Origin of the sequence: Sandarakinorhabdus oryzae (genome assembly GCF_009733735.1) — a bacterium.
GTDB lineage: Bacteria > Pseudomonadota > Alphaproteobacteria > Sphingomonadales > Sphingomonadaceae > Sandarakinorhabdus > Sandarakinorhabdus oryzae.
The window spans coordinates 1-21833 of the sequence record NZ_WNJP01000035.1; the positions used below are offsets into that span (position 1 = coordinate 1).

21 protein-coding genes are annotated in these 21833 nt (G+C 66.9%); 9 read left to right on the forward strand and 12 right to left on the reverse strand.

The window, feature by feature from the left end:
• The 4 genes from GJ693_RS05480 to GJ693_RS05495 form a co-directional block, all read right to left on the reverse strand.
• Positions 1-1712: amidase (locus GJ693_RS05480; RefSeq protein WP_156255323.1), on the reverse strand; the 1712-nt coding region annotated here is incomplete at its 3' end.
• Between the two features lie 105 nt (positions 1713-1817).
• On the reverse strand, positions 1818-2354 hold the full coding sequence (locus GJ693_RS05485; protein WP_156255324.1) for a papain-like cysteine protease family protein: 537 nt from the start codon (positions 2352-2354) through the stop codon (positions 1818-1820).
• Positions 2355-2462: 108 nt separating this feature from the next.
• Positions 2463-3194 carry an SDR family NAD(P)-dependent oxidoreductase gene (locus tag GJ693_RS05490; RefSeq protein ID WP_156255325.1) on the reverse strand — a complete coding sequence of 244 codons (732 nt, stop codon included), beginning with the start codon at positions 3192-3194 and terminating at the stop codon, positions 2463-2465.
• Positions 3191-3886, reverse strand: coding sequence for an SDR family NAD(P)-dependent oxidoreductase (locus GJ693_RS05495; protein WP_235902667.1), 696 nt, complete (start codon positions 3884-3886; stop codon positions 3191-3193). The genes GJ693_RS05490 and GJ693_RS05495 overlap by 4 nt, the downstream gene beginning before the upstream one ends.
• Positions 3887-3952: 66 nt before the next feature.
• On the opposite strand from GJ693_RS05495, the gene GJ693_RS05500 reads away from it, so the two are divergent.
• The 4 genes from GJ693_RS05500 to GJ693_RS05515 all read left to right on the forward strand — a co-directional run bounded on the left by GJ693_RS05500 (position 3953) and on the right by GJ693_RS05515 (position 7712).
• A complete protein-coding gene (locus tag GJ693_RS05500) occupies positions 3953-4906 on the forward strand; it encodes an SDR family NAD(P)-dependent oxidoreductase (RefSeq protein WP_156255327.1) in 954 nt (317 codons plus the stop codon).
• Positions 4907-4922: 16 nt separating this feature from the next.
• Positions 4923-5801 (forward strand): DUF817 domain-containing protein, encoded by an 879-nt coding sequence (locus tag GJ693_RS05505; RefSeq protein WP_156255328.1) that lies wholly within the window; start codon positions 4923-4925, stop codon positions 5799-5801.
• Positions 5798-6445: a glutathione S-transferase family protein gene (locus GJ693_RS05510; RefSeq protein ID WP_156255329.1), complete on the forward strand. Its 648-nt coding sequence runs from the start codon at positions 5798-5800 to the stop codon at positions 6443-6445. Before GJ693_RS05505 ends, GJ693_RS05510 begins: the two co-directional genes overlap by 4 nt.
• 88 nt (positions 6446-6533) lie before the next feature.
• Positions 6534-7712, forward strand: a complete 1179-nt coding sequence (locus GJ693_RS05515) for a vWA domain-containing protein (protein ID WP_156255330.1) — start codon at positions 6534-6536, stop codon at positions 7710-7712.
• A gap of 31 nt (positions 7713-7743) precedes the next feature.
• Here the strand turns inward: GJ693_RS05515 and GJ693_RS05520 are convergent, their stop codons facing one another.
• The 4 genes from GJ693_RS05520 to glpK all read right to left on the reverse strand — a co-directional run bounded on the left by GJ693_RS05520 (position 7744) and on the right by glpK (position 12222).
• Positions 7744-9879 (reverse strand): PQQ-dependent dehydrogenase, methanol/ethanol family, encoded by a 2136-nt coding sequence (locus GJ693_RS05520; protein ID WP_156255331.1) that lies wholly within the window; start codon positions 9877-9879, stop codon positions 7744-7746.
• A 300-nt stretch (positions 9880-10179) separates the two neighbouring features.
• A complete protein-coding gene (locus GJ693_RS05525; protein WP_156255332.1) occupies positions 10180-10431 on the reverse strand; it encodes a hypothetical protein in 252 nt (83 codons plus the stop codon).
• A gap of 145 nt (positions 10432-10576) precedes the next feature.
• Entirely contained in the window at positions 10577-10747 is a 171-nt protein-coding gene (locus tag GJ693_RS05530; protein ID WP_156255333.1) for a hypothetical protein, read from the reverse strand.
• Positions 10744-12222, reverse strand: a complete 1479-nt coding sequence (gene glpK / locus GJ693_RS05535) for a glycerol kinase GlpK (protein ID WP_156255334.1) — start codon at positions 12220-12222, stop codon at positions 10744-10746. The genes GJ693_RS05530 and glpK overlap by 4 nt, the downstream gene beginning before the upstream one ends.
• A 42-nt stretch (positions 12223-12264) precedes the next feature.
• Between glpK and glpD the strand changes: the two genes are divergently transcribed.
• Together glpD and GJ693_RS05545 are read left to right on the forward strand one after the other, a co-directional pair.
• The gene (glpD, locus tag GJ693_RS05540; protein ID WP_156255335.1) at positions 12265-13800 is read left to right on the forward strand and encodes a glycerol-3-phosphate dehydrogenase; all 1536 of its coding nucleotides are present in this window, start codon (positions 12265-12267) and stop codon (positions 13798-13800) included.
• Between the two features lie 87 nt (positions 13801-13887).
• Positions 13888-14658 (forward strand): DUF2189 domain-containing protein, encoded by a 771-nt coding sequence (locus GJ693_RS05545; RefSeq protein WP_156255336.1) that lies wholly within the window; start codon positions 13888-13890, stop codon positions 14656-14658.
• On the opposite strand, the gene GJ693_RS05550 is transcribed toward GJ693_RS05545, so the two are convergent.
• Complete coding sequence (locus GJ693_RS05550; RefSeq protein ID WP_156255337.1) at positions 14637-15629, reverse strand: threonine ammonia-lyase; 993 nt, start codon at positions 15627-15629, stop codon at positions 14637-14639. The two genes, GJ693_RS05545 and GJ693_RS05550, sit on opposite strands and share 22 nt — an antisense overlap.
• A gap of 298 nt (positions 15630-15927) precedes the next feature.
• Between GJ693_RS05550 and GJ693_RS05555 the strand changes: the two genes are divergently transcribed.
• The 3 genes from GJ693_RS05555 to GJ693_RS05565 all read left to right on the forward strand — a co-directional run bounded on the left by GJ693_RS05555 (position 15928) and on the right by GJ693_RS05565 (position 18868).
• Complete coding sequence (locus tag GJ693_RS05555; protein ID WP_156255338.1) at positions 15928-17130, forward strand: type III PLP-dependent enzyme; 1203 nt, start codon at positions 15928-15930, stop codon at positions 17128-17130.
• 126 nt (positions 17131-17256) lie between these two features.
• On the forward strand, positions 17257-18336 hold the full coding sequence (locus GJ693_RS05560; protein ID WP_156255339.1) for a 1,9-bis(guanidino)-5-aza-nonane synthase: 1080 nt from the start codon (positions 17257-17259) through the stop codon (positions 18334-18336).
• A 91-nt stretch (positions 18337-18427) separates the two neighbouring features.
• Positions 18428-18868, forward strand: a complete 441-nt coding sequence (locus GJ693_RS05565) for an MAPEG family protein (RefSeq protein WP_156255340.1) — start codon at positions 18428-18430, stop codon at positions 18866-18868.
• On the opposite strand, the gene GJ693_RS05570 is transcribed toward GJ693_RS05565, so the two are convergent.
• The 3 genes from GJ693_RS05570 to GJ693_RS05580 all read right to left on the reverse strand — a co-directional run.
• The gene (locus tag GJ693_RS05570) at positions 18869-19462 is read right to left on the reverse strand and encodes a YdeI/OmpD-associated family protein (RefSeq protein ID WP_156255341.1); all 594 of its coding nucleotides are present in this window, start codon (positions 19460-19462) and stop codon (positions 18869-18871) included.
• 27 nt (positions 19463-19489) lie between these two features.
• Positions 19490-20707: a class I SAM-dependent RNA methyltransferase gene (locus tag GJ693_RS05575; protein ID WP_156255342.1), complete on the reverse strand. Its 1218-nt coding sequence runs from the start codon at positions 20705-20707 to the stop codon at positions 19490-19492.
• On the reverse strand, positions 20704-21833 hold a 1130-nt coding region (locus GJ693_RS05580), incomplete at its 5' end, for an NAD(P)H-hydrate dehydratase (protein WP_156255343.1). The genes GJ693_RS05575 and GJ693_RS05580, both read right to left, overlap by 4 nt.

The following is a 21833-nucleotide window of genomic DNA, read 5'->3' on the forward strand; positions in this document are numbered from 1 at the left end:
CCGTCGCCCTGGCGGCGATGCACCGCCACGGCGATCGGCGCATCCTTGCCTGCGCCGCTGGCCGCCACGTCAGCATGCAGGCGCGCGGTGAGCGGATCATAGCGCAGACGCAGCGTCGCGCTGGCCTTGCTGCTGGCCAGCCGCGCGGTGGCAGCCATGGGGCCCGGCGGCTTGCCGGCCACGAGCGGCGGTGTGCTGAACGGTGCCTGGCGCGGCCTGGCCGTCTGCTCCCAGCCATAGGCCAGGGCGAGCAGGCGCGGTTCGGAAAAGGCCGGGCCGAGCAATTCCATTCCCACCGGCAGACCACGCGGCGTGAAGCCGGCCGGGAAGGCCAGCGCCGGCAGGCCGGTGGCGGCGCTGAACTGGCAGTTGCTGGCGATATTTTCAGCGCCGATCACCGGCGGACGGCCCAGCGCGGTGGGGTAGAGCACCGCATCCAGCCGCTCCCTCGCCAGCAGCGCATCGGCCGCCGCCCGCACCACGACGCGCTTGGCCAGCAGCGTGCGATAGTCGGCCGAATTGCGGTCCGGGCTGGCCAGCGGCTGGCGCAGGCGGGTGTCGAGCTGGTCATGGTGCAGCCCGGCATTGACGATTTCAGCCAGCGAGCCGACCGGCGCGCCTTTGTGGCTGGCCAGATAGCGCTGCAGGTCGCCCGCAAATTCATATTTGCTGGCGCTGGTGTCGGCCAGCATCTGATCAAGGCCGGGCAACGCCACCTCCACCACCTCTGCGCCGGCCGCCCGCAGCGCCGCGATGGTGCGGTCATAAATGGCGTTGCCGTCCACATCGTCTGGCACCACGGCGAACAGGCTGCGCAGGATGCCGATGCGGGCGCCCTTCAGCGCGCCGGGCTGCAAGGCGGCGGCATAGGATTTCGGCACATGCGCATTGGCGCCCTGGGTGATGGCGTCGGCCGGGTCTTCACCCACGGTCGCATCCAGCATGATGGCCAGATCGGTGACACTGCGGGCCAATGGCCCGGCGATATCCTGCGTGTCCGACAATGGCACCACGCCGCTGCGGCTGGCCATGCCGCGCGTGGAGCGCAGGCCAAACAGATTCTGATAGGCCGACGGAATGCGGATCGAGCCGCAGGTGTCGCTGCCCATGCCGGCGGCGGCGAAACTGGCGGCGATGGCCGCCCCCGTGCCGCCGCTCGAACCGCCCGGCGACCGGTTCGGATCATAGGGATTGCGCGACTGGCCAGTGAGCGAGGAGATGGTGATGGTGCCGGCCGCCAGTTCGTGCATCGCCGTCTTGCCCAGGATGATGGCGCCGGCTGCGCGCAGTCTGGCCACCTGGAAGGCGTCGCGTTCGGGCTGAAGCGTCGCCAGCGCCAAGGCGCCAGCCGTGGTCGGCATGTCGTGCGTGTCGTAATTGTCCTTCACCAGCACCGGGATGCCGTGCAGCGGGCCGCGCGGTCCCTTGGCGGCGCGCTCCTTGTCCAGCGCGTCGGCCTCCGCCAATGCCGCCGGATTGAGCGTGACGATGCTGTTCAGCGCCGGGCCAGCCTGGTCATAGGCGGCGATGCGGGCGAGATAGGCGGTGACCAGCTGGCGCGAGGTCAGCTTGCCGGTGCTGAGCGCTGCCTGCAGGTCGAGGATCGAGGCTTCCGCCACTTCGGGCGCCGCAGCCGCCGGTGCGGCATCGAGCGCGCCTGCCAGCCCCGCCATCAGCAACAACCCGGCCCCCAACTGCGTGCCCTTCGCCATGACTCACTCCCCCTGCCCGCCCAGCAGACGGCAGGGCACGGCCATCGTCAAGCCGATTGCTGGTGGCCTGTCTGTCGTTTGGCGCAGCCCTGGCCGGCAGCAACGTCAGGCAATGATGAAACTGTCGGTCCAGGCGCCGGCCGTGCGGTCGGTGCCACCGGCATTTTCCGTGCCGATCTTGTAATCCGGATCATATTTTCCGCCGATCATCCGGTCTGTCGAAACCGTGGCCGACGATGGCGCCAGCGGATCAAACAGCTTCAACAGTCCCCAATCGGGTCCCTTGGCGTCATATCCGCCGCACACGATTGCATGTGCACCACCGGCATTCCAGTTGATGCCAATCATGAACGGCAGGTTGGCATCGATATTGTTCTTGATCTCGGCAAGGGTGAGTTGGCGCTTAACCCATTTGCCCGCACCGAGCCAATCATACATGGCACCGATGATGAGAAAATCAGGCGCCGTCTTGTTGGTGCCCGACGCTGCCATCATCGATCGCTGCACGATGCGATCGGGTGTGATGTCAGGATTCCAACCCTTGATGACCTGACGCATCATCAGGATGCTGGTTGCCCAGCAGAGTTTTGACGACGGCTGCTGAATATGTGTGACCGCAGGATTGGTCTCGATCATGGCCATGCAGACTCTCCGCCTGAAATTGCATGACCCTGACCTGACAATAACCCAGTCCTGCCTGATTCGGCAGGAAAAATCAGCTGAATCAGGCCAAATACGGCCGCTCTGCGTTCAGCGCAGCATCAACCCGCCATCGATGGCCAGGCTCTGCCCGGTGATGTAGCTGGCCGCCGGGCTGGCGAGGAACAATATGGCGCTGGCCACTTCGTTGGGGTCGCCCCAACGCTGCATCGGGATGGCGCGCATCAGTTTCTTCTCGCGATCCGGGTTGGTGCGGGCGCCTTCGGTCATGCGCGTGGCGATGAAGCCCGGCGCCACCAGATTCACCCGCACGCCATCGGGCGCCCATTTGTCGCCCAGCGCCCGGGTGAGGCCAAGCAGGCCCGCCTTGGACGCGGTGTAGGCCGGCGTCTCCTTCAACGCCAGGAAGCTGGCGAGGCTGCCGACATTGACGATGCTGCCCTTGGTCGCCTTCAAGAGCGGGTGCAGGCGCACGGAGAGGTCCATCACCGCGTTCAGGTTGGTGTCGATGACATGCTCGAACTCTTCCTGCTCATATTCGCGCGGGGAGCCGCGGCCGGCGTTGTTGACCAGCACGTCAAGATTGTCGATGTGCGCCGCCACTTCCGCCCGCGCTTCGGGCCAGGTGAGATCCGCCTGGACATAGGCGACCCCCTCGGGGGGATCGTCATAGCATTCGATGCGGGTGCGGGTGCCGGTCACCGTCACCTTGGCACCCAGCCGCAGGAACTGCTCCGCCACCGCCCGGCCGATGCCTTGCGTGCCGCCGGTGACCAGCACGGACAGGCCGCGCGCCCAGCTCGATCCATTCAGGCCGTTCATGCCGAAAGCCCTCCGTCGATCACCAGCGAGGTGCCAGTGACATAGCGCGCCGCATCCGACGCCAGAAACAGGATCGGCCCGGCGATATCGTCGGGCTCGCCGATGCGTCCCAGCGGCACCTGGCGCTCGGTCGCCGCCAGTCGATCGGGATGTTCCCAGGTGATGGCGGTCATCTTCGATCGCACCAGGCCGGGCGCGACCAGGTTCACCCTGATCCCCTCCCCGCCCAGCGCCTGGCCCAGCGTGCGGGTCAGCGTGAGCAGGCCGCCCTTGCTGGCCGAATAGGCCGGCTGGCCGATGGTGCCGCGGAAACTGGCGACGGAGCCGACGAACACGATGGCGCCCCCGGCCTTGGCCAGCGCGGCGCGAAACTTCATCGCCAGCGCCATCGGGCCGGTGAGATTGGTGGCCAGCACATCGGCAAAGGTATCGGGAGTGAACTCGGCCCGCTTGTAGGCGACCTTGGCGCCAGAGACGACCAGCGCATCGAGCGTCTCCACGCCCGGATCAAAGGCCGCCACTGCCGCCAGATCGCCCTGGTCCAGCCGGTGATACTCAAGTCCCGTGAGGTCACCATCGGTGCCGGCATAGTCGGCGGCGCTCGCCCTGGTACCGGTCACGATCACGCGCGCGCCTTCGGCCAGGAAGCGGCGCGCCGCGGCATTGCCGATGCCGGTCGAGCCCCCTGTCACAAGCACTGTCTTGCCGGCAAACGCGCCCACACGCACTCTCCCCCGATCGTGGGGAGGATTTCAGCCATGGCACTGCTTTCCGGCAAGGTCGCGATTGTGACAGGCGGCGGCCGCGGCCTGGGCCGCTGCCATGCGTTGGCGCTCGCCGCCCATGGTGCGGCCGTGGTGGTGAACGATCTGGGCGGGTCGGTCACCGGGGGCAGCCCTGATCAAAAACAGGGGTCCGCTGCCGACGACGTGGTGGCCGAAATCACCGCATCGGGCGGGCGCGCCGTGGCCAATCGCGCCAGCGTCGCCGATTGGGCCGGTGCAGAATCGATCATCGCTGACGCCGTGGCGGCGTTCGGCGAGCTGGATATCGTCGTCAACAACGCCGGCATCAACCGCCCGGCCAGCCTGATCGACCTGACCGAGGCAGACTTTGACCTTGAAACCGGCGTCCACCTGAAAGGCACCACCGCCGTCTGCCACCACGCCGCAGCGCTGTGGGCGCGTGAGGGCCGCAAGGAAGGCCGCGCCATCATCAACACCACATCGCCGGTGGGTGTGCACCCGATGCCCGATGGCGGCCCTTATTGCGCCGCCAAGGCAGGTATCGCCGCCCTGACGGTGGTGGCCGCGCAGGAACTGGCCGCGCTGGGCGTCCGCGCCAATGCCATCGCGCCCGCCGCCCGCACCCGCATGGTGATGGCCAGCCCCAGCGTGGACCAGTTGATGCCCAGAACCGACGGCTTCGATCGCCACCTGCCCGATCATGTCTCGCCGCTCATTGTCTATCTCGCCTCGCCGCTCAACCGCTTCACCGGCCGCATCTTCGGTGTCGAGGGGCCGGACGTCGCACTCTATCAACCGTGGAGCGCCGACTGGCTGGTGACCGGCGACGGCCACTGGGAGGTGGCGGCCCTCGCCGAGGCCCTGGCCACCCTGCCCCAACAGGCCCCGATCCGCGCCTTCTACCCTGGCGGCCGCATCGACACCGTCATCCCGCCCAATCGCACCTTGAAGGCATTGCGCGGATAGGCCACCAGAGGCAGGCATGAGCGATCTGCCGCCCGATCTGGCCCAGCGCACCCGCTTTGCCGGCGTGCGCGACCGGCTGGAGCGGTTGGAGTTCCGCTCGCCGCTGGCTGCCGGCAGTTATGAATTCCTGCTGTTCGGCTTCAAACAGGGCTGGGCCTGCCTGTTCGGCGGCCTGGTGCTGGCGATGTTGATTGCCGCTCACCTGTGGTGGCCCCAGGATGCGCCGATCCACCGCTATGACGCGCTGACCATCGCCTGCGCCTTGATCCAGATCGGCATGCTCGCCTTCAGGCTGGAAACCTGGTCGGAAGCCCGGGTCATCCTCGCCTTTCACATCGTCGGCACGCTCATGGAGATCTTCAAGACGGCGATGGGCAGTTGGGCCTACCCTGACGCGGCCTTGCTGCGCGTGGGCGGCGTGCCGCTGTTCAGCGGGTTCATGTATGCCGCCGTCGGCAGCTATATCGCGCGGGTCTGGCGCATCTTCGAATTCACCCTGCCCGGCAGCCCGCCGGCCTGGCAGCCCGTGGCCCTCGCCGCCGCAATCTATGTGAACTTCTTCACCCACCATTTCGGGCCCGATCTGCGGCTGGCGTTGTTTGCCGCGACGGCGCTGATCTGGCGCCGCACCTGGGTCGAATTCACCGTCTGGCGGACGCGGCGGCGGATGCCTTTGCTGTTAGGTCTGCTGCTGGTCGCTTTGTTCATCTGGTTTGCCGAGAATATCGGCACATTCACGCGCACCTGGGCTTATCCGGGGCAGGAAGGCGGGTGGACGATGGTGCCGCTGGCCAAGCTGGGCGCCTGGTACCTGCTGATGATCATCAGTTTCGTACTGGTCTTGCGTCTGCACGGGTCGGAACAACCACAATCGCGTACAATGGTCGCGCCATGAACCCGATCATCAGTGTCTTCGCCGTTTCGCCCGATCGCGGCAGCGGATTGGCGCGTGACATGGCGGTGCGCTGGGCGCTGGCCGAGGTGGGGGTGACGCCGGAACTGCGCCCGCTGTCATTTGCCGAGTTGCAAACGCCCGAACACAAGGCGCGCCAGCCGTTCGGGCAGATCCCCGCCTATGAGGCCGACGGCCTGACCCTGTTCGAATCCGGCGCCATCGTGCTCCACATCGCCGAGAATCATCCTGGCCTGCTGCCCGCGGACCGCCACGGCCGTGCGCGCGCCATTGCCTGGATGTTCGCGGCCGTCAGCACGCTGGAACCGGTGGTGTTGGACCGCGAATATACAGCCATGCTGGAAGGCGACCGGCCGTGGACGCCCGAGCGCCTGCTGATGCTGGACGATCGTATCCGCCGCCGCCTCGCGGACCTGGCCACAGCGCTGGCCGACAGGCCCTGGCTGGAGGGCGACTTCAGCGCCGGTGATATCATGATGATCTGCGTGCTGCGGCGGCCGCCGTGCCGGGCGCTGCTGGCCGAGCAGCCGGCACTGGCCGCCTATCTGGCGCGGGGCGAGGCCCGACCCGCCTTTCAGGCCGCCTTTGCCGATCAGCTGGCGCGCTGGCAGGCCGCCTCCGGCTGACAGGGCGCTGCGCGGCTGACAAAATTCCGCATTGTGCTGCCGCCGACTCCCGGCAACAGTCGCGGCGTCTCAGTCAAGGCTCCGCCCGATGTTCCTCACCTTCCTCGAAGAATTGCGCGCCGCGAAAATCCCGGCCTCCATGAAGGAGCATCTGATCCTGCTGGAGGCGCTGAAAAGCGACGCGATCGATTTCTCGATCACCGATTTCTATTATCTGGCCCGTGCCACCTATGTGAAGGACGAAGGCCTGCTCGACCGTTTCGACATGGTGTTTGCCAAGGTGTTCAAGGGGATCGAGCCGACTCTTGAGACCGGCGAGGCCGAGATTCCGGAGGAATGGCTGCGCGCCCTGGCCGAGATGAACCTCTCCGAGGAGGAGCGCGCCGAACTGGAGAAGATGGGCTGGGACAAGCTCATGGAAACGCTCCAGAAGCGGCTGGAGGAACAGAAGAAGCGCCACGAGGGCGGCAACAAGTGGATCGGCACCGCCGGCAAATCACCCTTTGGCGCCAACGGCGATCACCCGGAAGGCGTGCGCATCGGCCAGAAGGACGGCCGCAAGCAGAGCGCCGTGAAGGTCTGGGACAAGCGCGAATTCAAGAATCTCGATTCAACCGTCGAACTCGGCACCCGCAACATCAAGGTCGCCCTGCGCCGGCTGCGCCGCTTCGCACGCGAAGGCGCGGCCGACGAGCTGGACCTCGATTCCACTATCCGCGGCACCGCCAAACAGGGCTGGCTGGACATCGTCATGCGGCCCGAGCGCCACAATGCGGTGAAGCTGCTGCTGATGCTCGATATCGGCGGCTCGATGGATCCGCACATCAAGCTGTGCGAGGAGCTGTTCTCGGCGGCCAAGTCCGAGTTCAAGCATCTGGAATTCTTCTATTTCCACAACTGCCCCTATGAGGCGGTGTGGAAGGACAACAAGCGGCGCTGGACCGAGCGCACGCCGATGATGGAGATCCTCCACAAATTCCCGCATGATTACAAACTGGTGTTCGTCGGCGATGCCTCGATGAGCCCCTATGAGATCACCTATGCCGGCGGCAGCACCGAGCATTGGAACGAGGAGCCCGGCGAGGCGTGGCTGCGCCGGATGACCGATGTCTATTACTCTTCGATCTGGCTCAACCCGATCCCGGAGAAGCATTGGGAAAACGGTCAGTCGATCCGCATGATCAAGGACATCATGAACAACCGCATGTATCCGCTTACCCTGGAAGGGCTGGACCGCGGGATGCGGGAATTGAGCCGGAAGAAATAGGGGCCAGCGCCGGCGCCGGCCCCTCCGGAACTCACTTGCCGCCCGCGGCCTCCTGCGCCTGCAGCTTCTTGGCCTGGCTGCCAACATAGGCGCGCACGGCTTCCACCTGCGCCGGCGTGTACCAGCGGCTGAAGGCGATCATGCCATTGGCCTTGAGCGCGCCATCGTGCACCACGGCCTTCCACGCCGCCGCGTCGGTGAGCACGCCGGAGCGCCGCAGATCGGGCAAGATCCCCGAGGCATGGGCATCCGGGCCATGGCAGAAGGCGCAATTGACGCTGTAGATCTTGCCGCCTTCCGCCACCTGCTCCGGCGTGAACGCGTCGCTCGGCGGGTTGGCGGCGGCAAACACCGGCTCGGTTGCGCGTGGCAGCGCCGCCTTGCCGCCCAGCTTGAACACCAGCAGGCGGCCATTGCGGGCATCGCGCGGGTCGTCAAAGGCCGCCGTCAACGGGAAGGCGCCGCCATAGCCGACCATGATCGCCACATATTGCTGGCCCTTCACGGCATAGCTGATGGCCGGCGCGACGATGCCGGTCTGCGCCTTGAAGCTCCACAGCTTGCTGCCGGTGCTGGCATTGAACGCCTGGAAATCGCCGGCGCCATTGCCCTGGAACACCAGATTGCCCGCCGTCGCCAGCGTGCCGCCGTTCCACGGGCCATCATAGGTGATTTCCCACGCCGGCTTTTGCGCCACCGGATCCCAGGCGATCAGCCGGCCTTTCAGCGCCGCCTTGATCGCCTTGAACTGCGCCCGGTCATCGGGAACCCCGCCCGGATCGGTGGCAATGCCCAGGTTCCAGGCGCCTTCACGATGCTGAAAGCCTTCCTGCGCCTGGTAGAATTGCGGAATCTCCTGCGCCGGCAGATAGACGAGGCCGGTGCGCGGCGAATAGCTCATCGGGTGCCAGTTGTGCGCGCCCAGCGGTGACGGCATCACCAGCGCGCCGGCCTTGCGGAAACGCGCTTCCGGCACCTCGATCGGGCGGCCGGTCTTCATGTCGACGCCCGTCGCCCAGGTCTGTGTCGCAAAACTCTTGGCCGAGATCAGCTGGCCGTTGGCGCGGTCGATCACATAGAAGAAGCCGTTCTTCGGTGCCTGCATCAGCACCTTGCGTGGGCGCCCGTCGATCATCAGCGTCGACAGCATGATCGGCTGGGTGGCGGTATAATCCCAGGTCTCGCCGGGTGTGCCCTGATAATGCCAGAGATATTCGCCGGTATCGGGCTTCAGCGCCAGCACCGACGACAGGAAGAGATTGTCGCCCTTGCCGTCGGACCGGATCATGTGATTCCACGGGGATCCGTTGCCAACCCCGATATAGAGCTGGTCCAGTTCCTGGTCGTAGACGATGGTATCCCAGGCGGTGCCGCCGCCGCCGCCCTTCCAATATTCGCCAAACCAGGTTGGCGCTGCCTTGCCGGCCATCACGCTGTCCGACACTTCGCCATCGGGGCCATCGGCCGGGTTGCCCGGCACGGTGAAGAAGCGCCATTTCTTCTTGCCGGTCATGGCATCATAGGCGGTCACATAGCCGCGCACACCCAGTTCGGCACCGCCATTGCCGATCACCACCAGCCCCTTCATCACGCGCGGTGCGCCGGTGATGGTGTAGGGCTTGGCGGTGTCGGTGAAGGTCTGCGTCGACCATTTCACCTTGCCGGTGGCCGCATCCAGCGCGATCAGCCGGCCATCCAGCGCGGCGACAAACACCAGCCCGCCCCACACCGCGACACCGCGATTGACGACATCACAGCAGGCGCTGTGCCCGCGCGCCTTGTCCACCTTGGGGTCATAATGCCACTTCAGCTTGCCGGTGACGGCATCGAAGGCCATCACGTTCGACCATGAGGTGGTGGTGTAGAGCGTGCCATCGACTTCGATGGGCGTGGATTCCTGGCCGCGGTTGGTGGGCAGATCGGCATACCAGGCCAGGCCCAGCTGCTTCACATTGTCGGCATTGATCTGGGTGAGATCGGCAAAGCGCTGTTCGGCATAGGTGCCGCCGTGCGTCATCCAGTTGTCCGGCTCGCTGCGGGCATTGATCAGCCGCTGCGCATCAACCCCGCGCACCCCGCTGCCCGGTCCGCCGGACAGCACTGGCATGCTGGAGACCACCAGCACAGTGGCGGACAACAGCCCGATTTTCAGGCCTTTGCGGTTCATGACACCCTCCCCAGAATGACGTTGTCCGCCAGACTAGGAAGGGTGAAGCATGATGCAAGCTTTGATTAGTCGCAGGCTGGGCAGCCGTCGTGCTGGCAGCAGGGGGCGCTATGGCTGCAGCAGAACCCGATTGCGTTATGGGCAGGGCTGCGCGCCTGGGCGGTGCCAGCGGCGAACAGGGCGGCAACGGCGACAGCAAGAACGGGAAGAAGGCGCATGACTGGGCTCCGGACGTGCGGGATGCACGATGGCCCATTCGCATCACCCCGGTCGCCGGTTGCAAGCCGGCGCTGTTCCAGCTCAGCGGTTGCCAGCGTTGCCAGTGCGGGCCGGCGCCGGGGCCGTGGCCAGCTCCTGCCGGGCCGGCGCCTGCTTCGCTTGCTTCTGCTTGTCTGCTGCTGCGGCGGCTAGCAGTTTATGGCGCGCGTTGAACTGCTGCAGATAGACGAGATCGGCATGGCGCTGGGCGAGCGCCGGTGCGGACAGGGCAAGCAGAGCCACGGAGGCCGTGATGAGCGACAGACGCATGAGGCGATCCCCTTCCTTGAACATTACATCGCTGTAATTGTTGACCAGCGGCGCTATTTCAAGAGAAATGACGCATAAAATGAAGGAAATTGCGCTAAATCGATCGGAAAGTGCCGATTTTGCCCTGAGAATCGCCCAAAATGCCCGATTTTTTGACAGGGCGGCTGGATCAGGCCGGCACCGGCAGGCTGTTGATCCAGGCGTTGAAGGCCACCACGGCGCCGGCCACGATCATCAGCATCGCCTTGGTCCGGTTGCCGCCAGGCTGACGCCACAACCAGGCCCCGCCCACCACCAGGGCCAGCGCTGCCACCAGCGCCAGCCCGGTGATCGCGGTCACGCCAGCACCTTGGTGATGGCTGCCTGCCACTGGGCGCGGCGGGCGGTGCGGGCGGCACCATCGGTGGCAGGGTGGAAGCGCACATCGGCCGCTGCCATCGCGGCGGCAGCGCCAGCGAGATCGCTGAACAGGCCAACGCCAACCCCGGCCAGCATCGCTGCGCCCATCGCTGTGGTTTCGATCACGCGTGGCCGTTCCACCACCACGCCCAGGCTGTCGGCGAGGTCCTGGCACAGCCAGTTGTTGGCGACCATGCCGCCATCGACGCGCAGCATCGCCGCCGGCACACCATCGGCAGCCAGGGCATCGACCAGATCCGCCGTCTGCTGGCCCTGCGCTTCCAGCGCGGCGCGCACCACGTGCGCCCGCGTGCTGCCGCCCGACAGGCCGCAGATCACCCCGCGTGCATCGGGGTTCCAATAGGGCGCTCCCAGGCCCGCCAGCGCCGGCACGAAGCTCACGCCACCATTGTCGGGCACGCTCTGCGCCAGCGCCTCGCTTTCGGCGCTGGTGGCGATGATGCCCAGCCCGTCGCGCAGCCACTGGATGGCCGATCCCGCCACGAAGATTGCGCCTTCCAGGGCATAGGCGGGTTTGCCGCCAAGCCGCCAGGCCACCGTGGCCAGCAAGCGGTTTCGCGAAACCGGCGGCTCAGTGCCGGCGTGGGCGAGCAGGAAGCAGCCGGTGCCATAGGTCGCCTTCAGCATGCCGGCGCTCAGGCAGGCCTGGCCGATGGCGGCGGCCTGCTGGTCGCCGGCGGCGCCGCTAATCGTGATGGTGCGGCCCAACAATGTGGTTTCCGCCAGTGCGCCGGCGCAATCGACAATGGCCGGCAGCGCGGCCTTCGGCACGCCGAACAGGGCGATCAGTTCATCGTCCCATTCGCAACTTGCCAGATCCATCAGCAGCGTGCGGCTGGCGTTGGTGGCGTCGGTCACATGCGTCTTGCCGCCCGACAGATGCCAGATCAGCCAGGATTCAACCGTGCCCACCGCGAGCCGTCCGTCCTTGGCGGCGTCAGCCACCATCGGCCAGTTGTCGAGCGCCCAGCGCATCTTGGTGGCCGAGAAATAGGGATCGAGCAGCAGGCCGGTCTTTGCCTGCACGCGCGGCTCCAGGCCCGGATCGGCCGCCTTCAACCCGGCACAATAATCGGCGGTGCGCCGATCCTGCCAGACGATGGCGCGGGCGAGCGGCTCGCCGGTGGTGCGATCCCAGAAACACACGGTCTCGCGCTGGTTGGTGATGCCGATGGCGGCGATGCGCTCGATTCCCACCTGCGCTGCCACCTCCTCCAGGCAGGCACGCGACAGGTCGCGGACCTCGGCCGCATCATGCTCCACCCAGCCACTTGCCGGATAATGCTGGGTCATCGGGCGGCCAGCGCTGGCGACGATGTCGCCGCTCATGGAAAAGGCGATCGCCCTTGCGGAGGTGGTGCCGGCGTCGAGCACGAGCAGAAGCGGGTCGGTCATGTTGGCTTTTCTCTGACTGGTTTCACCGGTAGGGAAGCAGATGTGAGCCTGCCTGACCAGCCCTTCGATCTTGCCATCATCGGCGCCGGCATCAATGGCGCCGGGATCGCCCGTGATGCCAGTGGCCGCGGCCTCAGCGTCGCGATCATCGATGCCGGCGATGTTGGTGGCGCCACCTCGTCTGCCTCCACCAAGCTGATCCACGGCGGCCTGCGCTATCTCGAATTCTACGCCTTTGGCCTGGTCCGCAAGGCGCTGGCCGAACGCGAGGTGCTGCTCGATATCGCGCCGCACATCACTTGGCCGCAGGCCTTCGTGCTGCCCTATGCCGACGGCATGCGCCCCGTGTGGATGCTGCGGCTGGGCACCTTCCTCTATGATCATCTCGCGCACCGCGAGGTGGTGCCGGGATCAGCGCGCATCGACCTTCGCAGCGAGCGCGCCGGCCGGGCGCTCGACCAGCGTTATCGCACCGCCTTCCGCTATTGGGATGGCTGGGTGGATGATGCCCGGCTGGTGGTCGAGAATCTCAAGGACGCCGCCGCGCGCGGGGCGACCGTGCTGCCGCGCACGCCCGTGGCGCGGGCCGAACGGGTGAACGGGCTGTGGCAGCTCAGCCTGGCCGATGGCCGCAGCATCGCCGCCAGCCGCCTGATCAACGCTGGCGGGCCATGGGCGGAGGATGTCGCCCGCCGCGTCATGGGGTTGAACGATGCGCCGCCGCTGCGCCTGGTGCAGGGCAGCCATATCGTCACCCGCCGCGTCCACATGGGCCGCGATGCCTTCATGCTGCAGCAGCCCGATGGCCGCATCATCTTCATCATCCCCTATGAGCATGATTATTCGCTGATCGGCACCACCGAAGGCGATGTGAGCCGGCCGGAAGACGCAACGGTGAGCGCCGCCGAGGTCGAGTATCTGCTCGCCGCCGCCAACCGCTATCTGGCGCGGCCGCTGACGCCGGACGACGTGGTCCACCGCTTTGTCGGCGTGCGCCCACTGATCCTGGAAAGCGGCAAGGATGACAAGGAAACCACCCGCGATTACCGCCTGGTTGATCATCCGGGCATGGACGCGATGACCATCGTGGGCGGCAAGATCACCACCTATCGCGTGCTCGCCGAAGACGTGATGGCCCGCATCGCGCCGAAATCGAAGCGCTGGACGGCCGATGCCCCCCTGCCCGGCGGCGCCATCGAGCGCGCGCCCAATGGACTCCGGCGCGAAAATGGCCAGGCCGCCTTCAAGCGCTGGCTCGATCAGCTGACGGCGCGCGAGTCCAACTATGATCCCAAGCTGGTCAAGCGGCTGGCCATGACCATCGGCGCACCGGCGGCCGACCTACTGGCCGGCGGGCTGGGCCGCAACCTGGGCGGCGTATTCGAAGCCGAGCTCGACTATTTCAAGGCCAACGAATGGGCGCAATCAAGCGCCGATGTGCTGTGGCGCCGCACCAAGCTTGGCCTCCACCTCGATGCCGCCGCCCAGGCCGAAGTGGCGCGCTGGTTCGGCGAGGAGCCGGCCGCCGTGCGCGAGATCCCGGCCGGCCACCGCTTCGCTCGGCCCAGCGTCGACTGACGCGGCCGCGCGCCCTCAGCATTGATCCCTAATTGTTCGGGGCCTGCGCCTCGGGCAACATCGCCGCGGCATCTGGGGGGATGGACGATGGCAAGCAATGCCCCGCGCAAGCCGGTCGTGCTGGCGGTGCCGGTCAACCGCGGGATCACCTGGAGCGATCTGAAGGCGGCACTGGCAGCCGGCTGGGCGGATTTTCGCGCTGCGCCGCAGTTCGGTCTGTTCTTCGCCGGCCTCTATGTCGCCGCCGGGCTGGCGTTGGCCTGGGCGCTGGTGACCCAGGCCGCCGTGGCCTGGCTGGTGCCCGCCGCGGCCGGCTTTCCGTTGCTGGCCCCCTTCTGCGCTGTCGGCCTCTATGAGGTCAGCCGGCGCCGTGAGGCCAGGCTGCCACTGCGCTGGGGTGCCGTGCTGGGGGCGCTGCGCGGCCGCGGTGATGATCAGATATTGTCGATGGGCATGATCATCTTCGTCGCCTTCGGTTTCTGGCTGATGATCGCCCACGCCATCTTTGCCATCTTCCAGTCCGGCAGCGGAACCGACAGCCTGGCCTTCCTGCTCACTGGCACCGGCGTGCTCATGCTCGGTTTCGGAAGCGCGGTCGGGGCTTGCCTAGCGCTGGGCTTCTATGCCGTCACCGTGGTGAGCCTGCCGATGCTGGTTGATCGCGACGTCGATTTCATGACCGCGATCATCGCCAGCCTCTCGGCCATGCGCGCCAATGCCCGCATGCTGCTGATCTGGGCGGTGCTGATCGCCGCCGCGCTGTTCGCCGCCATGCTGCCGGCCTTCCTGGGCCTGCTGGTGGCGCTGCCGGTGCTCGGCCACGCCACCTGGCACCTTTACCGCCGGCTGGTGGCTTGAAGCGCACCCGCCTCCTGCAGGCAGGAGACCAGCACCTCGGCATCGATGTTGCCGCCCGACAGCGTGGCGATCACTGTCTTGCCCCGCACGTCCAGCTTGCCGGCCAGCAGCGCTGCCAGTGTCACCGAACCACCTGGCTCCACCACCAGCTTCAGTTCTCGGAAGGCAAAAGCGACGGCGCGCGCCACTTCGGCCTCGCTCACCGATACGCCGGTGGCGCCGTGGTGGGTGAGCGTTGCAAAGGTGATCTCCGCCATGCGCAGCGTCTGCAGCGCGTCGCAGCGGGTGGGGCCGGGGTTTTCCACCGGCAATATGTGCCCCGCCGCCAGGCTGCGGCAGACGTCGTCATAGCCGTCGGGTTCCACAACCACGACTGGCAGCTGGCTGCCCGCCGCAAAGCCCCCTGAAAGGCCGCCGCCACCGCAGCAGGTCATCGCCAGGTCGGCCGTCTCGCCCTTCTCGGCCAGCTGCTGCACGGCTTCCAGGCCCGCGGTGCCCTGCCCGGCAATGATCAGCGGATCGGCAAAGGGCGGCACGATGATGGCGCCGCGCGCTTCGGCCAGTTTGGCGGCGATCGTCTCGCGCGCCTCGGTCAGCCGGTCATAGAACACCACCTCGGCGCCGTCGGCGCGGGTGCGTTCCACCTTCAGCTTCGGCGCGTCCGACGGCATCACGATCAGCGCCGGCATGCCGAGCAGCTTTGCCGCCCGCGCCACGCCCTGGGCATGATTGCCCGATGAATAGGCGACCACGCCGCCGCGCCGGCCTTCGGGCGGAATCGCAGACAGGCGATTCATGGCGCCGCGGAACTTGAAGCTGCCGGTCAGCTGCAGATTCTCTGCCTTGAACCACACGCGGCCGCCGCAGATCGCATCAAGCGCCGGCGAATTGACCAGCGGGGTGCGCACCGGCCAGCCGGCCAGGCGCTCTGCGGCAACCAGAACGTCGCTGTGGGTGACAGGGGAAACCATTGAAAAAACGCCCTTTCGCCAAACTGTCGCAGGCTGAATTGCGGCCCCTATAAGCCTCTTGTCAGACCCCTTGGCAAGCCCTTGAAAGGCCAAGCCAAAACCGCATTTTTCACTGTAACAAATTTCTTCTTTACACGGGGGGCTATCGGCCATAACAAGCGCGTCCGCTGCCCCATGGGACTTCCACCGCAAGGCAGCTTTGGTGTCAATGCCAGCGATCGGCCGGTCGCCCTCTTCGGGGGAAAACCAGTCAAGCGCGCAGCTGCGACATGCTTTGCCCACCCGGAGGTCCCTTGAGTTGCTCAAGCACCATGATGCGCTGTCGGTAGCGCGGTCCCTGCGTCCAACGCAGCCCGTTACCCTTGTTCGCCCCCACGCCGCCCGCCGCGCGGCCCGGTTCTTCCTGTCGAAGTTTCCGGGCTTGTCGATGTATGCGGTCAAGGCGAATCCCTCGCCTGACCTGATCCGCACCCTGTGGGATGCGGGGCTGACGCACTATGACGTCGCCTCCATCGCCGAAGTGCGGCTGGTGCGCGAGGTCGCGCCCAACGCCACCTTGTGCTTCATGCACCCGATCAAGGCGCCGGAGGCGATTGCCGAGGCCTATCACAGCCACGGCGTGCGGGTGTTCAGCCTCGATTCGATCGACGAGCTCGACAAGATCGTGGCCGCCACCGCAACTAACGGCGTGCCGGCGACGGACCTGACGCTGTGCGTGCGGCTGCGCGTCTCCTCCTCGCACTCCAAGCTCAGCCTCGCTTCCAAGTTCGGCGTGCCGGCCGATGAAGCTGCGCCCGTGCTGATGGCGGCCCGCCAGGTCGCCGATGCGCTCGGCATCTGCTTCCATGTCGGCAGCCAGGCGATGAGCCCGCAGGCCTATGGCGATGCCATGGCGCAGGTGCGCGCCGCCATCGTGGCGGCCGGCGTCACCGTTGACATCGTCGATGTCGGCGGCGGCTTCCCGTCGCATTATCCGGGCATGGAGCCGGGGCGTCTCGAGGCCTATTTCGAGGTGATCCACCGCGGCTTCGAAGCGCTGCCGATCTCCTATTCGGCAGAGCTGTGGTGCGAGCCCGGCCGCGCGCTGTGCGCCGAGTACAGCTCGGTGCTGGTCCGCGTCGAAGCCCGCAAGGCCGACGTGCTCTACATCAACGATGGTGCCTATGGCGCCCTGTTCGATGCCGCGCACATCGATTGGCGCTTCCCGGTCAGCCTCGTGCGCGACACCGAAAGCCGCGCCCGCGATGTCGAGTTCAGCTTCTGGGGCCCAACCTGCGACGACATGGATTACATGCGCGGGCCGTTTGCCCTGCCGGCCGACATCGCGGCCGGTGATTATATCGAGATCGGCATGCTCGGCGCCTATGGCCAAGCCATGCGCACCGGCTTCAACGGTTTCACCGCCGGCGAAACGGTGATCGTCTCCGACGAACCGATGGACACGCTCTATGCTGTCACGGAAGAGTCGCCGGACAAGATTATCCAGCTGCGCTCGAAGTAAGTCTTTCGCGCCCCCGCCTTTGCCGGCGGGGGCCGCTTTCCCCGCTCGGCGCCGGACTCCCCCGGCCGCGGGCGGCGTTTCCCTTTGGAAATGCCGGGCCACCCCATCTGTTACCGGGAGCAATCCATGACTGATACGCTGAACCACGTCGTCACCGAACTCACCCCTGCCGAGCGCCAGCGCAAGGCCGAGCTGCTGTCGACCCTGGTCGAACATATCGACATCACCAGCTTCGACGCCCGCCCGATCATCGACGGCATGGCCAAGATGAGCTTCACCAGCCGCGATCTGGCCCGCGCCACCGCCATCTACAACCAGATGCTGGCCGATCCGGATTGCACCATCTTCCTGGTCATCGCCGGCTCCACCTCGGCCGGCGGCTGCATGGATCTTTATGCCGAGCTGGTGAAGAACAACATGGTCGATGGCATCGTCGCCACCGGCGCCTCCATCGTGGACATGGATTTCTTCGAAGGCCTTGGCCACAAGCATTATCAGGCGCTGGAAGTGCCGGATGACGACACGCTGCGCTCGCTGCTGATCGACCGCATCTATGATACCTATATCGACGAAGAAGCCCTGCAGCAGACCGATCACACCATCTACGAGATCGCCAACACGCTGGAACCCAAGGGTTATTCCAGCCGCGCCTTCATCCGCGAGATGGGCAAGTATCTCAGCCAGCACGGCAAGAAGGACAACAGCCTGGTCAAGCTCGCCTATGAGCATGACGTGCCGATCTTCTGCCCGGCCTTCGTCGACAGCAGCGCCGGTTTCGGCCTCGTCAAGCACCAGGTCGATCGCGCCAAGGCCGGCCAGCCCTACATGATGCTGGATGCCATCGCCGATTTCCGCGAACTGACCGACATCAAGATCGCAGCCGGCACCACCGGCCTGTTGATGATCGGCGGCGGCGTGCCGAAGAACTTCATCCAGGACACGGTGGTTTGCGCCGAAATCCTGGGCCACCACGATGTCGAAGTGCACAAATATGCTGTGCAGATCACCGTGGCCGACGTGCGCGACGGTGCCTGCTCGTCCTCGACGCTGCAGGAAGCGGCCTCGTGGGGCAAGGTCAACACCGGCATCGAGCAGATGGTGTTCGCCGAAGCCGGCTCGGTGATGCCGCTGCTCGCCAGCGACGCCTATCACCGTGGCCACTGGAAAGCCCGCGCCAAGCGCGCGTGGGGCAAACTGTTCGGCTGACGCCTCACGGGCGGGCAAGCTGTTCGCCTGATTTGACTTCGCGCTGAAAAGGAAGAACCCTCCCCGCCACCAAACGGGGAGGGTTTTTCATATGGACAAGGCGATCCTGCTGCCGATGCTGGCGCTGGCCGGCTGGACGATGATCATCTGGCTGTGGATGTATGCCACCCGCCTGCCGGCGATGAGCCGCGCCGGCATCGATGGCACCAGGATGGTCGGCTCGACCGGCAAGAGCCTGCGCGATGATCTGGTTGCCGCCGGCGAGGTGAAGGCAAGCTGGGTGGCCGACAATTACAACCATCTGATGGAACAGCCGACGATCTTCTATGCCACCGCCCTGGCGCTGGCGGTGATGGGCGAAGGCGGCAGCCTGGCGGTCAACCTGGCCTGGGGTTATGCGGGCCTGCGCATCATTCACAGCCTGGTGCAAATCCTTTCCAACCGCGTCGTCGTGCGATTTGCCGTGTTCGCGCTGGCCTCGCTCTGCCTGATGGGCCTGGTCGTACTGGCGCTCAGCCTCGCCAGCGCCTGATCAGCACTTCTCGTATCGCCAGTTGAGCTTCTTGCCCCCGGCGGCCTGTGCGACCGTGGTCTCGATGCGCTTGGCCCGCGTTGCCGGCTGCTTGGCGCTGGTCACCCATTCCAGATATTCGCGCCGGGCGCCGGGCGGCAGCGCGGCAAACCCGGCCTCGGCAGCCGGTGCTGCTGCCAGCGCGGCCGCCACATCGTCGGGCATCGCAATCTCGGCCTTGGGCGTGCGCTGCCTGGTCGTGTTGATCATGCCGCCCTTGCCAGCGGAAATCAGCGCATCGGCCTTTTCGAGCATGGCCAGCAAATCGGCATCCGACGGCAGGTCGGCAAGCGACGTCAGCTTGCCGAGGCTGCCCATGCCCTCACCGCTGGCCATGGTGCTGCCATCGAAAATGCCGATGCCGGCATGCGCCTTGAATGCCGCCATCATCGCCAGCGGCCGCCCACCCCGTTCGAAGAAGGGCATGCTCCACTTGATCGTCTCGGTCGCATCCGGGAAGCGGCCGTGCACAAGTGCGCGCAAATGGTTCAGGATCGGCTGCGCGAAAGGCTGGGCCTTCGCGATATAGGCATCCACGCGTGCATCGGTCGGCATGTGCAGGCCCTCCCCCTGCCAGACAGTTTAATCGCGTTCGAAGCGCGCCACCAGTTCGACATGGCTGGACCAGCGGAACTGCGCCACCGGCCACAGCGTGGTGATGCGATAGCCGCCTTCCACCAATATCTTCGCATCGCGCCCGAAGCTGTTGGGATTGCACGATACCGCCACCAGCACCGGCACCGGGCCCGCCGCCAATGCTTTCGCCTGCGCCTCGGCCCCGGCGCGCGGCGGATCGAACACCACAGCTTGCCATGCGGTCAGTTCCTTGCCTTCCAGCGGCCGCCGGAACAGGTCGCGGTGCTGCACCTCCACCCGGCGACCGGCCTGGCGCGCGGCCACACCCAGCGCCATCACGGCGGGCCCGGCGGCATCGACCGCCAGCACCTGGGCCTTTGCCGACAAGGGCAGCGCAAACGTGCCCAGCCCGCAGAAAAGGTCCGCAACACGCCCAGAGCCCTTGGCCGCATCACCCACCGCTTCCAGCACCGCCGCCACCAGCGCCGCCTCGCCCTCGCGCGTTGCCTGCAGGAACGGCGCCACCGGCAGCGGCACGTCCACCCCGCCCATCGCCAGCACCGGCTGGCGGCGTTCCACCAGCGTGTCGATGCCGCCCGGTCCCTCCACACTCAGGCGCGCCAGGTCGTGCGCGGCGGCGAAATCCGTCAGCGCCTCGATCGCCGCGAGCCCTTCGGCCGAGACGTTGGCAAGCAGCACGTCCACCCCGGCGTCGGACTGGGTGAGCGCGATGCCGGCCCCCTGCCCGTCCTTCAGCCTGGCCTTCAGCAGCACCCGCAGCGGCGCCAGCAAGGCCATCAGATCGGGGCTGAGCACCGGGCAATCGGCGATATCGACCAGTGCGTGCGTGCCCTCGCTGTGAAAGCCCAGCACGAGTTTCCCGCCGCGCTTCAGCGCCTTCAGGCTGGCGCGGCGCCGGCTGCGCGGCGGTGACAGCGCGATGGGTCGCACATCGGCCGGCAGCCCACCTGGCATCACCCGGCTCAACCGGTCGATGACGAAATCGCGATAGGCCGCCTCGTCCATGTGCTGCATCTGGCAGCCGCCGCAGGCCGGATAATGCGCGCAGGCCGGTGCGGCATGATGCGGGCCGGGCATGATGCGCGGCGGATTGCTGCTGAAATCAACGCTGTCGCCCACCGCGGCCAGCGGCACGAAGCGGCCATCATCGCTGATTCCGTCCCCGCGCGCGGCCAGCCGGACAATGGGCCTGATGTCGCTCACAGACTGGCCAGCACGGCCGGCAGGCTGGCCACCAGATCATCGGCAATGCCGCCCGGCCCCAGCCGCAGGCCAGCCTCGCCATGCAGCCAGGCTGCCGCCTGTGCCGCCTCAAACAAGGGCAGCCCTTGCGCGATCAGCGCAGCGACCATGCCGGCCAGCACGTCGCCGGAGCCGGCGGTGGCCAGCCATGGGCTGGCGTGCGCGTTGATCGCGGCGCGGCCATCGGGCGCCGCGATGATGGTGGCCGCCCCCTTCAGCAGCACCACAGCGCCGCTGCTCGCCGCCGCTGCCTGCACCGCCGCCAACCGGTCATCGCCAATCGCGCCAAACAATTGGGTGAACTCGCCTTCGTGCGGGGTGAGCACGGCCGGCGCGCCAATCGGCCCGGCGGGCAGCAGGCGCAGCGCCCCGGCATCGATCACCAGCGCCTTGCCGGCCCAAGTGAGCCGCTTCAGCCAACCGCGCGCCCGCGCATCGGCGTCCATGCCCGGCCCGATCACCACGGCACCCAGCCGTTTGTCAGTCAGCAGGGCGGCCGCCTCGTCATCGCTGCGCCGCATCAGGGCGAGCGCCGGCAGTTGCGTGCCCTCCCCCGCCAATGTCACCAGCCCGGCGCCCGAGCGCAACGCGGCTAGGCCCGCGAGGCCGGCCGCGCCGCCATGGCCGGGTGTGCCTTCCACCACCATCACCCAGCCGCGTTCATATTTGTGCGCGGTCGGTGCCGGCCCTGTCATGCGCGGCCGGGCGGTGAAGCCGAGCGGGCTGGCGATAGCGATGCCGATATCGACCACGGCCAGCCGGCCGGTGACGAAGGCGCCCTCCCCCAGCACATGGCCCGGCTTGGCAGCACCAAAGCTCAGGGTGAGTTCTGCTGGCAAGGGCCGACCCAGGGCGCGGCCGGTGTCGGCCTCCAACCCTGAGGCGATGTCGATCGCCACCACGCGCCCGGCACCTTGCAGCCGATCGAGTGCAGCCTGGGCGCTGGCCGGCAAAGGCCGGGTGAGACCGGTGCCGAACAGAGCATCAACGATCAGGGGCGCGGCCGGCGCGTCGGCCAGCGGCACCACCGGCCCCGCCCAGCGCCTGGCCATGGTCGCCGCCGGCTCGCCCATCGGCGGTGCATCGG